At 57.1% G+C, this 14,848-nt stretch carries 15 protein-coding genes; all 15 read right to left on the reverse strand.

Going from position 1 to position 14,848, the window contains the following annotated elements; translation table 11 throughout:
• Positions 1-21: 21 nt before the first annotated feature.
• Positions 22-1,062 (reverse strand): tyrosine-type recombinase/integrase, encoded by a 1,041-nt coding sequence (locus tag ACQKOE_RS09880; RefSeq protein WP_427512638.1) that lies wholly within the window; start codon positions 1,060-1,062, stop codon positions 22-24.
• Positions 1,063-1,072: 10 nt separating this feature from the next.
• Complete coding sequence (locus ACQKOE_RS09885) at positions 1,073-1,537, reverse strand: hypothetical protein (protein WP_427512639.1); 465 nt, start codon at positions 1,535-1,537, stop codon at positions 1,073-1,075.
• Between the two features lie 119 nt (positions 1,538-1,656).
• Positions 1,657-2,061, reverse strand: a complete 405-nt coding sequence (locus tag ACQKOE_RS09890; protein ID WP_427512640.1) for a hypothetical protein — start codon at positions 2,059-2,061, stop codon at positions 1,657-1,659.
• A 238-nt stretch (positions 2,062-2,299) separates the two neighbouring features.
• Positions 2,300-2,488, reverse strand: a complete 189-nt coding sequence (locus ACQKOE_RS09895) for a hypothetical protein (RefSeq protein ID WP_427512641.1) — start codon at positions 2,486-2,488, stop codon at positions 2,300-2,302.
• A complete protein-coding gene (locus ACQKOE_RS09900) occupies positions 2,488-3,498 on the reverse strand; it encodes a hypothetical protein (RefSeq protein ID WP_427512642.1) in 1,011 nt (336 codons plus the stop codon). The genes ACQKOE_RS09895 and ACQKOE_RS09900 overlap by 1 nt, the downstream gene beginning before the upstream one ends.
• A gap of 28 nt (positions 3,499-3,526) precedes the next feature.
• Positions 3,527-3,799, reverse strand: a complete 273-nt coding sequence (locus ACQKOE_RS09905; RefSeq protein WP_427512643.1) for a hypothetical protein — start codon at positions 3,797-3,799, stop codon at positions 3,527-3,529.
• Positions 3,800-4,209: 410 nt separating this feature from the next.
• Positions 4,210-4,818, reverse strand: a complete 609-nt coding sequence (locus ACQKOE_RS09910; RefSeq protein WP_427512644.1) for a phage adaptor protein — start codon at positions 4,816-4,818, stop codon at positions 4,210-4,212.
• Between the two features lie 6 nt (positions 4,819-4,824).
• The gene (locus tag ACQKOE_RS09915; protein ID WP_427512645.1) at positions 4,825-5,142 is read right to left on the reverse strand and encodes a hypothetical protein; all 318 of its coding nucleotides are present in this window, start codon (positions 5,140-5,142) and stop codon (positions 4,825-4,827) included.
• A 62-nt stretch (positions 5,143-5,204) separates the two neighbouring features.
• A complete protein-coding gene (locus ACQKOE_RS09920) occupies positions 5,205-6,128 on the reverse strand; it encodes an SU10 major capsid protein (protein WP_427512646.1) in 924 nt (307 codons plus the stop codon).
• A 36-nt stretch (positions 6,129-6,164) separates the two neighbouring features.
• A complete protein-coding gene (locus ACQKOE_RS09925) occupies positions 6,165-7,184 on the reverse strand; it encodes a hypothetical protein (RefSeq protein WP_427512647.1) in 1,020 nt (339 codons plus the stop codon).
• Positions 7,181-7,486, reverse strand: coding sequence for a hypothetical protein (locus ACQKOE_RS09930; protein ID WP_427512648.1), 306 nt, complete (start codon positions 7,484-7,486; stop codon positions 7,181-7,183). The genes ACQKOE_RS09925 and ACQKOE_RS09930 overlap by 4 nt, the downstream gene beginning before the upstream one ends.
• Before the next feature lie 2 nt (positions 7,487-7,488).
• Positions 7,489-9,534 carry a portal protein gene (locus ACQKOE_RS09935; protein WP_427512649.1) on the reverse strand — a complete coding sequence of 682 codons (2,046 nt, stop codon included), beginning with the start codon at positions 9,532-9,534 and terminating at the stop codon, positions 7,489-7,491.
• On the reverse strand, positions 9,534-11,117 hold the full coding sequence (locus tag ACQKOE_RS09940) for a hypothetical protein (RefSeq protein WP_427512650.1): 1,584 nt from the start codon (positions 11,115-11,117) through the stop codon (positions 9,534-9,536). The genes ACQKOE_RS09935 and ACQKOE_RS09940 overlap by 1 nt, the downstream gene beginning before the upstream one ends.
• Positions 11,117-11,758: a hypothetical protein gene (locus ACQKOE_RS09945; protein ID WP_427512651.1), complete on the reverse strand. Its 642-nt coding sequence runs from the start codon at positions 11,756-11,758 to the stop codon at positions 11,117-11,119. Before ACQKOE_RS09945 ends, ACQKOE_RS09940 begins: the two co-directional genes overlap by 1 nt.
• 237 nt (positions 11,759-11,995) lie before the next feature.
• Entirely contained in the window at positions 11,996-14,716 is a 2,721-nt protein-coding gene (locus ACQKOE_RS09950; protein ID WP_427512652.1) for a hypothetical protein, read from the reverse strand.
• Positions 14,717-14,848: the final 132 nt, after the last annotated feature.

Consider the following 14,848-nt stretch of genomic DNA (forward strand, 5'->3'; position numbering starts at 1 on the left):
ATTCAGTGGTTTACGAAACGGTCAGTTCAGCGTGGGAGGGGTAAATGAGGCCAATTCCCCCACCTTGCTCCCCCTCCCCTCATGGAAGGAAAGGGCATCCAAAGCGGCATCCGAAAGTGTCTTATCGTCTACGTGCGCATAACGCAGAGTAGTGTTGATGGTCTTGTGACCCATGAGCCGCTGAAGGACACGTATGTTCACCCCAGCTTGGACAGCCCTCGTAGCATAGGTGTGGCGACAGGCGTGGAAGACGAAAGTATCATCATCGTCAAGACCCATGGCCTTTCGTGCCTTCTGCCACTGGTCCCTAAGCTGGAAGTAACCGGGGAAGCCGCTGTATACTAGAGCAGTGAGGAGCTTATACAGTTCGTCATTTATAGGGACCGACCTGGATAGTCCGTTCTTAGTCTTCCAAAGGTGTATCCAGCGCGGCTCTACCTGATCCGGCTTGAGGGACAAAAGTTCTGCTGCACGAAGCCCTGTGCGAATGGCAATGTACACGATTGTAGAGTATGGCGCTGGCAAAAGCTCCATAAGCTGACGTTCCTCAGAGTACGTGATCCAGCGGATACGCCCTTGGTCTTCGTCTCGCCACTCAAGCTCAGGAAGCTCTGCCTTGTACAGCTTACGGCGCTTACAGAACCCAAGGAACGCACTGACAGCGGAGAGGTAGCGATTGATCGTACCGTCCGAGCGCCCATTGTTCTGAAGGTGCCTCACGATCTTATCAACCGTGTTCGCGTCGAACTCTTCGAGGGCCATATCAGGACCCACGATGTCAGACATGATAGCCAGCTTACGGAAGCTGCGTCCTTCGGTTTCCTGACCAGCCCAGAGGATACCCTGGGACTGGCCGATAGCTTCCTTCAGGGTGAGCGGCTTTGGGGCATCCTTGGGGTTAGATGCCTTGGGCTTTATCTCACCCTGAAGGATAGAGAGTTCGAGAGCCTTGGCTTCATCAAGGCTACTCGCTCTCATACGAATACGCTGACCACCCGACTGCACCTCTACTCGGTAGCGTCCGGTCAGCTTTCCGTTCTTGCGGTCGGGATAGATAGACATTGCAGTCCTCTTATTCTTCGTCCTGGGAAGCCACCAGCTTCGCAATGACCTTTCGGCCTCTCGCAGTCAGAGAGTACATATTGCGCCGAAGCTCATCAGGATCACTCTCACGACTGAGCAGTTGGTATCCTGCGTCTCCCTTGCGCGTCTTGTCCGACAGGTTCAGCAGATAGCGACTGGCCGTGGACTGGCGCATATCGGAAAGCTCTGCGAGTTCCTTGAGGCTTGAGCCTTCGTTCAGGGCTGCGGTGAGGAAGATGGATATTTCTCCTACCGGCATCGTCGGGCTTAATTCCCGAAAGTGCGACAGGGCATCAGAGATGGCCCGAAGACGCTGACGCTCTAGGCCCAGCTTGCTATCGGCATCGACTGTTGAACCCTTCGGAATCTTAGTGTCTTGTGGAGATAATTGCATGGTTGGTTCCTTTCCCAATTGCTCAGAGGGTATAATCCCTAATTGGGGAATGAGTTCCATCCTGTAGGGACTTACATTTGTGTATGCAACAGTTTTCTGCGAAAAACACAGATCGACCGGCCCCCTGCTGAGGGGACCGGAAGATCGTAGGTGTGCGCAAGACGCTGGTAAACAGCGGCTTACTTTTTGCCAAAGCCGAATTTGTCAACAAGGGCGCGAATGCCAAAACTGGCAGCGATAGTCACCAGAAAGGCGACCTTATACCATTCGGGAGCGGTGGAGATGGCCGCGAAGCCGTCTGAAACAGCCTTGCGCCCCCAGTCTCCGAAGAAGGCGAGGATCATTGGAGCAGACAGGAGGAGAGTAAGGTACTCGTCCTTCCAAGAGGTAGACATCTGGCGGGTGGCCTCTCGGTCCCAGTCTATCTCTGCGTCTTGGAGTTTGTTGAGGCGGGCAATCTCAGCCTCTGCTTGAGCAACCGCAATCCTGGTGCGGCCCTCGATTTCGATTTCCTTTAGCTTCTGACGCTTCTCTAGGAGATTGCCTCCTAGACCTAGGATGGTGGAGATTACGTTCCAGATCATTTGATAAGGACATCCAGGAGGCGAGGACCGGCAGTACCGGCCACAAGGGCCACGACAGCGCCCATGCCTAGCAGTCGAGAGCTACTGTTCTCAATTACTCGGATGCGGGCTTCGTGGTCATCATGGCGGGCTGCTTGGTCGATTGCGCGGGTGATGAAGTTGTCAATCTTCTCCTCCACGCGGGTTAGTCGTTCGATGACTTGATGGTCATGTGTCACCAGTAGGTCTCCGGTGGGGGTTAGGGGATGAAGGTGCGGCGGCGTTTGGCTACCGGAGCAAGCTCCTCAAACATCGCCACGTAGGCTGTTTGGCTGGACAGAGTGATCTGACTGGTGAGCAGAGCCGCGTAAGCCGTCTGGGCGGTAGCGTTAAGCCCCTGACTAATCATCGGGACGTACGCGGTCTGACTGGCTACGCTGGCGGTCATTAGGTCACACTCAGGTAGCCGAACTCGGCGCTATTGAAGCTGCTCTCGGTCCATGCTGTGCCGGTCGCTGGGTTTGTGTCGTATCGGGCCGGTAGAGGGACAAAGCCAGTTCCGATGCCTGGGAAGTTGGCGGAGTTGTCGTAGTTGGTCGTACCTTGGCGAACCACGGATTTGATGTTGGCCGGGGCTGCACCATCGTTTTTCGCACGGACGAAGTGGAACGTAGACAGGATCGCGTAGTTAGCCGGAACAGTAACATCACCCATGGCGTAAGTCTGACGAAGCCCTGCCGTGGTAGCGCTATCGACAGTGGTATCACTGTTTACCGCTTCGTTCACATTGTCGACTGCTCCGGTCCATTCGCTGTTACCCCCTGATGCGGAGGGGCGACTGTACTTTACCTTAGCTCCAATCGTGCTGCGGTTGTTTGTAATCAGTAGCTGACTAATGCGAGCCGAGTTGGTTTGACCAAGAAAGCGCATACCACGGGCGCTTGTGAAGCTGGACTGGGTAAACGTACCGGAAGACACCAACGTACCGTTGACGTAAAGTTCGGCTGAGTGTGGCGAACCTAGTGTTACCTTCAGGTCCACAGCCACCTTAACAAGACCGCCGATTGTGGTGGACCCTGTTCCAAGCTGTGTCCACGTAGGAGAGGCCCCTGTACCGCTGTTGTACGCCAGCAGCAATATCCCAGCACTAGCTCCTCCGCGCACAGAGACCCATTGATTACCGGCGCTGTCAACAACTTGAAGGAAGTTTGAGTTGGCCGGTAGACCAGTGCTGGTGAAGTTCACTTCGCAGTGATACCAGCCCGTGTCGCCGCTTACGAGGTCAGTAGGTGCGTTAGAAGCATCCAACTGATCCACCCTCACGTTCTGCCCGGTAGCTAGGCTGACAGACGCATCGCAGTATGTTGGATCGAATGTTCCTGCGGTGGTGACTTCAGTTGGGGTCCCAGACTGAACCGTGAGGCTGTCCAAGCGACCCCCAGCAAACAAAACGGTCATGGTCGGTTATCCTTGTTGATTGGGTTCATCACGACCGGGTCCCCTTCAGAGTGGTCGCTAGGTTGGCGACAGTCGCATCTGCACTTGCGGGGCAAATGACCTTGATGGTGTCGCCAGCGGCGAAGGACAGGGTGGTCCCGGTGGTGGAGAAGGTGAACACGCCAGCGGTGGAGACAGTGATGCTCCCTGCGGCTGTTCCGTTCTTCTCAATAGAGATTACGAAGCTGGACGTTGGGTTGGTCCCTACGACCCCGGCAGCACCTGAGAAATCGTCCGGGAACACCACGTTCTCTGCGAACACATGGTACAGCAGAACGTCACTAGCTACCGGAGTTTCGAGGAAATAGATCGGCAGGGAGTAGGCAGTAGAACCGGCAGGACCAGTGGGACCGGCAGGACCTTCAGGACCTGTGGGGCCGGTTGCGCCTGTGGGGCCAGTAGGACCGGCAGGACCGATAGGGCCTTCTGGGCCAGTCTCGCCAACAAGACCCTGAGGACCAGCGGGACCTTCAGGACCTACAGGACCGGCGGGACCTTCTGGGCCAGCGGGACCGGCAGGACCTTGGATACCCTGAGGACCTTCGATACCGGGAGGACCCTGAGGACCGGGTTCGCCTTGGGGACCCTGGGGACCGATCAACTGATCTACGATGATGTCCGCGCCGGATACCGAGTGGAATGAAGTGGGGGATGAAACTATGACGGGCATTATCAGTATTCCGCAGGGTAGGAGTAGGCGGGCTGGATGCGCATAGGCCCTGAGAAATCTTCCTGCTGCTGCTGCTCTTGGAGTTCCTGAGCGCAAATGCCGTAGCGTTCGGCAAACCGGGGAAGGCGCTCGTCCTCGAAGTGGTCAGCGGCATACTCAGCGGCTGCGTAGAGGAGAGCGTCAGGGGTCGATACGGTCCAGTGGTTAGTGTCGCTGTCCGTCACCAGAGCCGGTTCTGCGGCGTAGTAGCGAAGGTAAACCGTGTCCGTGGTCGCAGGGGCGGGGCGCATACGGAAGTCGTGTCCCGTCTGCACAAAGACGCGAGGGATACCACCGGACGCAGGGGTCTTGAGGTAAAGCCCCATGTCCACACGTTCCAGTTCACCGTTGTCCGTGAAGATGTCGATGAGTTCCAGGTAGTCTACAGGAACGCGGAAAACGCCGTCAGCCTGAGCGGTACTGAAGCTCACGAACTTCTGCATGAAGCTGAGACGAAGAACACGCTCTAGCCGCATCTGGGCCATCTTGATGAAGGACGCAGCGAGTTCGTCCGTCATGTCACTTCGGTTGATTAGCCCCCGAAGCTGGGCCTTGATTTCGGCGTAGGTCATTTACTCTTAAACGATGCGTTTGGAGGTCGCCATGAGGCCCATCATGTCCAAGCTCTGAAGTCGCTTGATGATGTCCTTGGCGGTGACGTTCTTGTCGTAGATGTTGAAACCCTCGGTCATCCACTTTTCGATGATGACGGTCGGGATGGAAGCTACATGGTGGAAGTCCCCCATGCGGCTGTTAGCTGTATCAATGCGCTTCGCTGCGAGGTTGCTGAGGAAGTGTTTCCCTAGGTCCTGAGTTCGCTTGAAGACCGCCTTGTCACCGTCGATTTTGACGGCATTCTCGGCATCAGCAATCGTGATGCCCTTTGAATTGTCCATGTGTATTTAACTAGAAGGGGTGTGGCCCCACGCCTCGAAAGGAGACGCAGGGCCACGGTAGATCAGGTGAGATTTGTGATGAGAGCGTCACCGGCGAAGTTCTTGTGCTTCAGACCGTATTCGCCAACGATCATGTGCTTCGAGCTATCGCCCGACTTCGCCAGCGGTTCGCGGGTCCAGGCGCGGAGCGTAACGTCTTCCCACATTTCGGGGTCGAGCAGCCAAGCGTCCGTGGACTTCAGGAAGCGGTTCAGGACCACCTTGTACTCACCAAACGGCGAGACGTAGAGGTCAACCACGTTCACAACCTTCTTGGTGTCACCGGAGAACTCACGCGCACGGCCCGAAGACCCCGTGAACCCAGCGACGATCAGGCTGTCCGAAGGCTTAATCATCAGAACCGAGGCTTCACCGCCCTGGTTGTAGACTGCCTGACCAGCGGCCAGGATAGCGTTTTCGGTCAGAGCGCCAGCGGTGCCGGTCGTACCACCCAGCGGCGTAGCGGCCCCGGTGTAGTAGCGGTTGGTGGAGTTCGTGACCATCGAAGCTGCCGAAGCGGTCAGGCGGGCGGTCGAGGTGCTGTCACCCAGTGTTGCGGTCTGGGCGAGGCCGACATAGGCGTGTTCCTTGTCGCGCTTCAGTTCCTCAGCGGCCTTGGAAAGCTGGTAGGCGGTTTCCTTGGCGCGACCGTACTGGTCCACCGCGTCTTCGGTTGCGGCGACCTTGATGGTCTTTTCCATGATCTGCGTGTAGTTCGAGCGCAGGGTCGGCGGGGTCAGCGTAGCGTCCGAAGCCTCGAAGCCTTCGACCTTAGCGTTGGTCTGAACAGCGCGGAGGCTGTCTTCCAGCCACTCGAACTTGCGGCTCGTAGTCTTGCCCTTGCCGATCATGGTCTGGAAGGGGGTCTTCGTCGGGGCGATGTTGCTGATGATGTCCGAGACATCTTCCTTGATACCAACGGTATCGTAGGTGGTGTAAGTTGCCATAATTCTTTAGACTTTGTATTGGGGAAAAGGGTTGGGTTAGTCGTTGTCGCTAGACCACCGCGCCATGAAGGCGTTCGCGGCATCGTCACGGGACCCGGAGCGGCGAAGCTGGGCAATGGCATCACTGCCCTTGTTGCTCTTGCCGATCCGCCCTGAGGGTTGGTTAGAAGACTTCACGACCCGCTTGGGCGAACCCTGCGGAGTAGTCTTCTTCTGCTTGGCCTTGGCCTTAAGCTCATCGTAGCGCATGGCCTTATGGATGAGCTTGATCGCGGTGGGTTCGATGATCGTGGAGACGATCTGCGGCTCCATGCCGCTCTGTACCGCGTAGTTGCAGACCTTGTTGTAGAGTTCCCGGTTCCAACCAGGAATGTCTCGTTCAAGGACCTTGATGCTTTCCTTAGCAGCTTCCGCACGTTCCTGAGCCTTGACCGTCTGGATATTGGACAGGACACTCTCGGTCTCGTTACGGATGAACTGGATTTCGTCGTAGGCATCCTTAGCTTCACGGCGCAGGGCCGCGAACTCGTCTGGGGTCAGCCGCTGCTGGGCTACCAGCCAGTCGATATTCTCAAAGGGTGCGAAACGAGCCTCAGCCTTCTCCATGAGACGCTGAGAGGCGATGATAAACTTCTCGCCATCCTGCTCTGCTGCCTTGCGGGCGGCAGCGACTTCTTGCGACTTGCGAGTGAGGGCTGCTTCCTGGCCGAAAAGCCGCTTCAGCTCCTTTACGGATACAGTCTTCGTTTCGCCGTCAACGGTGACAGATACCTTGTGGTCATCAGTGGCCTCAAGTGAACTATCATCTTCGTCTTCAGCGTCAGACTGGTCCGCGTCAGCTTCAGTGCTTTCGTCAGTGTCCTCTTCGCTATCTTCATCTCCAAACAGGTCGAGGTCGGTCGCGTCTTCCTCATCATCCTCAGGGATGTCGTTTGGAGTTCCCCCTTTACCGCTGTCAGATGGCTTATCAGCGTCTGCCCATTGGTTTAGGAAGGCATTGGTGGCTTCATCACGCGAGAAGCCGGTGTCATTGACGCCCTCATTCGGGGTGGTCATTGGTCAGTGTTACCTTGAATAAAAATGGGGCCTTCAGTCTCGTCTTGATCTTCGAGTTGAGCGTCTAGCGCCTTCACCGCCTCTTCCTGTGCTTGGATGCGGGCGTTGAGTTCGGCTTCGATGGCTTTGAGGCCCTGATATAGATTGTAAGTGTGTTCGCGCTTGTCGGCTTCGGAGGGCTTTGTTTCCGTAAAGGCTGCAAAGCACTCCACGCCGATAGAGCGGACCACGGATTGAAATGTGGGGTTGGAAAGGAGGCTGGACGCTGCCAGCCCCCTCTCGATTACTTCTTCTGTTGTCACGGTTATCCGTTTGGCGACAGGATCGCGGTGGCCTTCTGGTTCTCCTCTGGGGCCTTGGCCTGAGCTTCGATTGCCAGAGCGATTTCCGCTTCCGCCACTTCGATGCGGTTCTCGGTTTCCGCAGCCTTGCGGTCGAGTTCCTGCGTCTTGAGCGCAAATTCCATCGTCTTGAAGCGGGCTTCCATGTCCTTCGATAGCTTTGCGATAGCGTCTTCGGACTGGAACTTGGCTTCTGCGAGGGACTGTTTGCGGTCGTTGATTTCCAGTTCCTGCTTCCGAAGTTCAAGCTCTGCCATCATCATCGGATCAGGTTGCGGAGGCTGTGTCTGCTCAGGGTTCTTCAGGAACATAGAGACGTTCTTGTGTCCCTTCGTTTCCAGCACAGACTTGTAGAGGTTGTAGCGTTCCGTCGCGGTGAACAGGTGGGCAATGGTCTGGTCCTGAGCAAGCAGGGTGCCAAGCTCCACGTATTCGCGGGCGCGGGCTTCACGCTCACCGTAGCCCAACCGGAGGTCGATAGTTACGTCACGCTGCCTATCCCACTGGGAGGGCGTGATCGGGACCCACTCACCGGCAATCTCTACGACACGTTCCCTGTCCTCGTTCTCGACTACCAGGCGGTAGACTTCGAGGAACAAGGGGCCAAGGAACTGCGAAGCGAAGGCGCGGGCCATAGTCTTCTGGCGCTGCATGGAAGCGCCGATAAGCTGCTCCACCATCCCCTGTGAGTTCTGGTTGGAGATAGCGTCCTTGTTCAAGCCCTGCGAGAGACGCGAGACCCCGGTGACATCTTCCTTGTCCTCATCCAGCATACCGATAGTCTGGAAGACGAACGGGTTCAGCGGAGCCTGAGGAAGCGGAAAGATACCGTCTGGCCGCGTCACGTTAACTAGACCACCAAGGCGGTTGTCGAGCAGTTCACGCGGGTTGGTCAGAGCGCCCTTCACTACGGCCATGCGCGGATTGTTTGCTACAACTGCGTGGTCGAGAATGGAGCGGATCAGGACCGTCTTGGCGTTCTGGGTCGGAATGACCCGTGCCGCGAAGTTCTCACCCCAGAAGCGGTGAGGCGTAGGCAGGGGCGCGTAGCTGTAGAACGGGTGTCGAGATACCTGTTCCTTGTCCAGCACTACGTTACCGCAGTGGACCAGCTTCCAGAGGCGCGTACCGCTACCGTCGAGGTCCGCACGAATGTAGGTCTCATAGACTACGTGTTTGCGGTTGCCCGGTTGGTCCTCAGCGTCATTGCCAATGGTGATGTCACCGCCAACGTCAGAGAAGCGGTTAGTGCGCTCTGCATCGTTGCTGAGTTCATCGTCCCGGCCATCTGCAATCTGGGCAATCTTCTTCGGATCGAACCCTTCAGCCTTAAGCTCGTCCTTGGTCTTCTCAGTGCGGTGAGAGATGAGCGAGGCGGTCTTGAGGCACCGGATGTTCTGGGCGACAATGAACTCCTCCATCGGGAGGGCTTCAATGCGGACCTGGGAGCGGTTCTCTGTGCGGACGATCTTACCGGAATAGGTAGAGGTATCCGGGTCCTCCATGAGTTCGATAGGAGCAACCGTGTCATCAGACAGCAGTTCGTCCAGTTCGTCCTCAGCTAGACCCTCGAACTCTTCCTCTACCTTGTTGACCGCCTTGTCCCAGTAGACCTTTACGACCGCGTTGCGGTGCGTCAGGCCCCCGTGGATCACGGTAGCAAACAGGTCGGTCCCATCGTTCTGCTCGAAGATTACGTGCTTGGTGTAGGCCGTGGCTACCTTGGCAAGAGCTACATCATCCTCGCCGCGAGGGGCGAACTGAACGATGTCTCCGTGGGCGCTGAAGGTTTCCAGGAGGGTAGACTTCGCGCTCTCAACAGTGTCGAAAACGTCAGTGGAAACGTAGCGGCTATTGCCAGCATGGAAGGGAGCAGGGAGCTTCCCATTGTAGTAATCCTCAACTTTCCTGCGCTCTTGGGCCAGCTTCGTATCAGTGTAGCGGACCCCTGCCTTCAGGTCGGAGGACAGTAAGGACAGGATTTCCCCGTCCGTCATTTTCTTAGGCATTAAATCGCAGTCAAGTAGTAGTCATCTGTGGAGACAACGGGGGTGAAGATGCCCTCATGGATGTGGTTAGCCAAAGCCAACGCCATAACGCAGTCATCATGGCATCCTTGTTCGGCTTCCATGTTCCCTGTGTCAGTGACAATGAAGGTCATCAGTTCTTGAATGGTGGTGCGGTCGAATAGCTTCAGTTCGTTTTCTCGCAGCGAGGCGCGAAGCTGGTCTATAATCAGCGGTTTAGTCTTGGCGTTCGTTCGGAACCCAAGGTTTACCGTCTCCCTGTCATCCAGCTTGTCCAAGATCGTTTCCGTATAGAAGTTCGGATACGCCATATCTTTGCCCAAGCGGGTACAGGTGAGGATGCCGTGATTATTGCTTTCGACCGCTATCTTGGCGGTGTTGTAGAAGAAGCCCAAAGCCTGAAGGACAGTGGCGAAGTAGTCCGGGTGAACATGGCCTCGCCATATGCCGACCTGACGCTTCTTACTGTCTAGGATTTGAGCAACCGAGTAGTCTCCCCCTCGGACCCCCATCGCTACGTCAGCGCCGATGTAATAGGTCTCTTGGGGGTCTACCTTATGGTAGATCGTCAGTTCGCCCCTGCGGTCCTCCTTGAAGGTCTCGCCTATTAGCCCCATCGTGGGGGCAGATCGCGGGGCAGCACTGGCCATCTGGGATAGCTGGTCTGGATTGAAGACTGGACGGCCAGTAGTCAGGAATGCTTCTTCAGGTGTCGAAGGGTATTCCTGCTTGAACAGGTCAATACCGTTCTGGGCTACCTTTCGACGGCGGAACATTAGCTGTTCGTCATCTAGCCCATGAAGCTCTACCAGGCGTTCTTCCTCTGGGGTGCGAGTGAAGCCCTCAGGGACCTCTTCGCGGTATTCGTCCTGAATGAACCAAGGGAGGAATACAGGGATGTACCCATTCGTTCCCTCTACGGCACCCTTCCACATTTCGTAGAAGACCCCTGAGACACCATTCGCCGTGCTTTCAATGAAGACACAGGTGTTGGGTCGGTTGGGGATCGCCTGAAGGACACCGTTCAGGATATCGTTGGCGGTGCTTTTGGGCCAGAAGGCAAGCTCCGATAGGTGAGCAACCGTGATCGTTTCACCACGGCCCACGCTGTCACCACCGGCAGTAGCAACCGAGTAACCGCTATCCAGCTTGGAGAAGCTGAGTTCCTTACGGGAGGAGTAGCGCGTCTGGGGCTTCAGGGCTTCCGGGGTGTTGTCGTAGTAGCGCCTGGTCATGTCGAACAGCGCCTTGGTGCTGTCCGCGTGGTGCGTAACGACCATCGCCTTCTGGGCGCGGCGTTGGGAGGTCCACCAGTACATGAAGCCACCTACTGCGGTGGACAGTCCCATCTGCCGCGCCTTCAGGATAATGACGCGGACCTTCTTCTCCGTGGAGAGTTGTCCCTTGATCGTTTCCAGAAGCCTACGCTGGGCTTCATTCAGTTTGAGATTGACTACCTCGCCGTCCTTGGTCCTGATCTTCAGGGCCTTCTGGGCGTAGAAGTCGAAATCATCTCTTAGCCGCTTACGTACCTCCAACCGCCTCTTTTCGGCATCAGAAGTCATCAGTCGCTGTCAGCCAATTCGTCCAGGAAGTCCTCAGCGGTCTTCAGGTTGACGTTCTGGGTCGAAGCGGGCTTCGCCATGTTGTATTCGAGCAGGGTGCGGATAAGCTTGATCTTATCGGAGGACGAATTGTCTTCGGCCAGCATTTCCATTGCCCGCTTCATAGCCTCACGGGCGATGGGGTTTTCCGGCAATGAGCCGTCTTTTTCCATTATCTTGTAAATCCTATGTGCGATGATGCGGGCATCTTCCTTAGCCCTCGCCCACTCCTTCATCGTCATCCGATAAGGCTTACCGGAGGCGTTGTAGGGCTTGGCCTTACGCTCTGCGGAGGTAGCTGCCTTCTTTGAGATTTCCCGCAGCTTCTCCGGGTCCTCTCGCTTAAGACGGGCGAAGTAGTTTTCCTTGTTGGAAGGGCGTGGTTTAGGACGGGCGCGAGGCTTTGGCGGCTCAAGGGCCAGGGCTATCAAGCCCTCGACGGTCTTGGGCCTGTTCTTAGACCCCGGAGGTCGGCCCCTTGGGCGCTTCGGCAGTCTCTTGAGTTCTTCCAGCAACCACTTCGGTCGGCTTTTGGAACCCTTTGGTCTTCCCGCCTTGCTTTTGGGTTTGGACTGCGGGCTGTCCTGCGTCTCGTCTTCCATTGTCAATCATTCGGGAAATAGCGTCCCGGACAAGGCGGGCGTGGCTTGGGATGCCAACCATCATGTCGGGGACAGTGTTGCGCAACTCACCTAGGAGTTGATCTTTTTCGTTGTCGGTAAGGCCAGTCGAAGCCTTGATGGTCTCAGCGTCCCGCAAAATCTGGACGGAGCTAGTGATATTGAACATGAAATCCTTTGGAGAGGGGAGGATTGCTCCTCGCCCTCTCTCTTGGTTTGTTAGTTAGCTTGCTTGCGCGGTCGGCCACGCGGGTTGGCCTTCGTACCAGCTTCGTAAGCCTCACGGGTTGCGTAGGGCTTGCTTCCTGCAATTTCGTACAGGTAGCTACGGATGGTGTCGATTTCCTGACCGCTGACCTTAGCTGCCTGAAGATCGGGAACGACCTCATTCTCAACGTAGTTGATAGCTTCGTCAGTGGTCTTGAACTGATCCCTGATCTTCTCAGGGACACGCTTGATGGCGTTTAGCGCACCATCGCCAAGCCGGATGTCACTGTACAGATCGGACATCGCAGCGTTAGCGGCAGACTGGTAGTTCTTCTTACCTTGTTCCCACTGCTGCGGGCGGTCGATCTGGCGGATTTGACGCTGGCCGACAGTAGATACCACAATCGTCCCGTCAGGCATTTCGTCAATGGACCCTACCGTATCGCCTCCCAACTGGGATGCCTGGTAGTCGAGAGCCTGTTGCGCTTCTTCCATGCTAGACACGGTTCCGCGAAGCTCCACCTGGTCTGTACTGCCTTCGACGGGCTTGATGGCCGGTTCATCCTTAGACTGGGCATAGCTAGGCGGAGGAGCAGCTTCAGTCTGCGCAAGACGCTGCTGGGCAGCTTCATCCACCGGGATCGGACGCGGGCTTTCTCCGCCAGCCGCTGCCTTCGGGATACCGAGTTCGTCAGCCGCTGCTGCCATACGTCCACCAAGGACTGAACCGATCCTGCGGTTCTTGGTTGGGTAGTTGAAGCGGATACGGTTGATTTCACCGGCCAGGTCCGGGAGGTCCTGTTCGATCTTGTCGAGGACCTTGGGCAGATCGTCGGGCGAGATGCCAAGACGGGCAACAAAGGCGTTCTGGACCCCACTGTCACCACGAATGCCCTTGGAGATTGCGTCTTCGATAGCCTGATCCTCAGGGCTGATCTTGGCGGGCTTAGGTGCTGGTGCGGGCTTGGGCGGGGTCATGTCGAGCTTCGGAGCCGAAGCCTTCAGCGCAGCCTGTTTGGCAGCTTGGCGCTGCTGGGCGATGCTGAGGATGTTTCTCCATCCAGCTTCTTCTTCCGCAACCTTACCCCTAGGAACAGGGACAGGCTCGACGGAGGCCCACATGGCTTCTTCCTGCCTACGCTTCTCAGCTTCGGACAGGGTAGTCTTGGACCGCTCGTTCTCACGCCATGCAGCTTCTTCCTGGGCAGAGCGCGTACGGCGGGGCTGATTGCCCATCTCCATCTTCTGCTTTGCGTTCCAGGCGGCTTCCTTCTCACGCGCCAGCTTTGCGGCCTCCTTAGCCGCTGCTGCACTCTCCGCGTCCATAGACTTGAACAGATCGTCCAGTTCGGCCTCGGAGGACAGTGCTTCCACCTTGTCCCAGAGGGCTTGTTGGCTTTGGCGTTGCCCAGAAGGACCCACCATACCGGCCAACTTGCTGTAGGCGTTGTTGCGCTTGATTAGGCGCTCAGCGGCGTGGACACGGGCAGCTTCACCGTCTCCGGTGATCTTGCCGAGCTTGTTTAGTCCGGCTCGAACACCAACGGACGCAGCACCGTATGTACCGGGCAAGCCAAACAGAGGCGCAACGTCCGCAGCCCCCGCAGCTATCTTAGCGGTCTGGGCAATCCAACCGGGGTTACGCTTGAGTTCCGGGGTTAGCTGGCGAAGTCGCTGGACCTTCGTGATCGCGTCAGCAACAGCATCGCCTTCCACGGTGCCTCGCAGCGCATCCACCTCCTCTTTCGGGATGGAATACTTGCGGGTCATCGCTTCCTTCAGCTTCAGCTTGGACACATCGTCCAAGTCAGTGCGGTTCAGGAGGTCAGCGAACTGGGCGTAATAACTCTGCTCGACGTTGTTGAGCGTCTTAACGGTAATCTCTGCGCGGCCCTTGGGGTCGCGGGGAGACACTGCACGGCCCTCAGTGGCTTTTGAGATGTCAGCAGCAATCTCAGCGTCATAGGCAGCGAATGGGTTCTTTGCGGCTTCCTTGGTGGCAAACCGGGTGGCCCTGCCTTCAGCCGATACGGCCTGGGGGATACCCCCGGCCTTGTAGCCAGCGAGACCGCCGAGAACGGCTGCACCAGTCTGACCGAGAACACCAGCCCCAGCGTCTTCTGCTAGGCGCTGGCCCGCTGCGGCACCACCGCCAGCTACAGCATCACGGATAGGCGTTGCGCCGAACTCTGCGGCTGCGGTAGAGGCAAGCCCAGTGGTGGCCTTAGAGATTAGCTTGGCGGCACCGGCACCTCCGAGACCCCCGGCAATACCCTTCTGGATGTCACCTGAGAGGCTATCATCGTCCGGTAGGCCGAGCATTTCGCGGGCAGCGTCCCCCAGAGGCATAGGACGCTTTGTTCCCAGGGCCTCGCTTGCCATGACGTTGATAGGGTCAACGACGATGCCTGGGATACCGGCAAGACCTTCGACGATATTGCCAGCGCCGAGCTTCAGACCTTGGAGCAGTTCGTCGGTAGACTTTGGCATACGCCAGAAGCCGCTGCCTTCGTCCTGAGGAGGCTGTGCTACCGCAGTGTTGGCCATGGCGGTCGTAGGAGGAGGCCCGACTTCCGGCATATCCGGGTTCTCTTGGCCTTCAGGTCCACCCCCAAGGACGAAATGCCAGTGGGGGCCGGTCGCATAGTCTACGGGGTTGTTTACTTCATCCCGGTCTTCGATCAGCGTGTAGCCAGCATCAGTGAAACGCTGCTTGGCCTCTTCGTAGGTCATTCCGGGGATCGGGGCCATGTCGATAGCCCCACCGGACCTTACGTGCCAGCTATCGGGGTTCTTGCGGCCAAGGTCGCTATTAGGGTCGCGCTTCCAGTCCGTAATGCGGGCCTCAGGGAATAGGCTTGAAGC

The sequence above is a fragment of the Novosphingobium sp. NPDC080210 genome (genome assembly GCF_050281025.1).
In the GTDB taxonomy this organism is placed as follows: domain Bacteria; phylum Pseudomonadota; class Alphaproteobacteria; order Sphingomonadales; family Sphingomonadaceae; genus Novosphingobium.

Excerpts from the sequence above, each read along its gene's own strand:
- ACQKOE_RS09880 (WP_427512638.1), bottom strand. The coding sequence starts at position 1,062 with ATGTCTATCTATCCCGACCGCAAGAACGGAAAGCTGACCGGACGCTAC.
- ACQKOE_RS09885 (WP_427512639.1), bottom strand. The coding sequence starts at position 1,537 with ATGGAACTCATTCCCCAATTAGGGATTATACCCTCTGAGCAATTGGGA.
- ACQKOE_RS09890 (WP_427512640.1), bottom strand. The coding sequence starts at position 2,061 with ATGATCTGGAACGTAATCTCCACCATCCTAGGTCTAGGAGGCAATCTC.
- ACQKOE_RS09895 (WP_427512641.1), bottom strand. The coding sequence starts at position 2,488 with ATGACCGCCAGCGTAGCCAGTCAGACCGCGTACGTCCCGATGATTAGT.
- ACQKOE_RS09900 (WP_427512642.1), bottom strand. The coding sequence starts at position 3,498 with ATGACCGTTTTGTTTGCTGGGGGTCGCTTGGACAGCCTCACGGTTCAG.
- ACQKOE_RS09910 (WP_427512644.1), bottom strand. The coding sequence starts at position 4,818 with ATGACCTACGCCGAAATCAAGGCCCAGCTTCGGGGGCTAATCAACCGA.
- ACQKOE_RS09915 (WP_427512645.1), bottom strand. The coding sequence starts at position 5,142 with ATGGACAATTCAAAGGGCATCACGATTGCTGATGCCGAGAATGCCGTC.
- ACQKOE_RS09920 (WP_427512646.1), bottom strand. The coding sequence starts at position 6,128 with ATGGCAACTTACACCACCTACGATACCGTTGGTATCAAGGAAGATGTC.
- ACQKOE_RS09925 (WP_427512647.1), bottom strand. The coding sequence starts at position 7,184 with ATGACCACCCCGAATGAGGGCGTCAATGACACCGGCTTCTCGCGTGAT.
- ACQKOE_RS09935 (WP_427512649.1), bottom strand. The coding sequence starts at position 9,534 with ATGCCTAAGAAAATGACGGACGGGGAAATCCTGTCCTTACTGTCCTCC.
- ACQKOE_RS09940 (WP_427512650.1), bottom strand. The coding sequence starts at position 11,117 with ATGACTTCTGATGCCGAAAAGAGGCGGTTGGAGGTACGTAAGCGGCTA.
- ACQKOE_RS09945 (WP_427512651.1), bottom strand. The coding sequence starts at position 11,758 with ATGGAAGACGAGACGCAGGACAGCCCGCAGTCCAAACCCAAAAGCAAG.
- ACQKOE_RS09950 (WP_427512652.1), bottom strand. The coding sequence starts at position 14,716 with ATGACCTACGAAGAGGCCAAGCAGCGTTTCACTGATGCTGGCTACACG.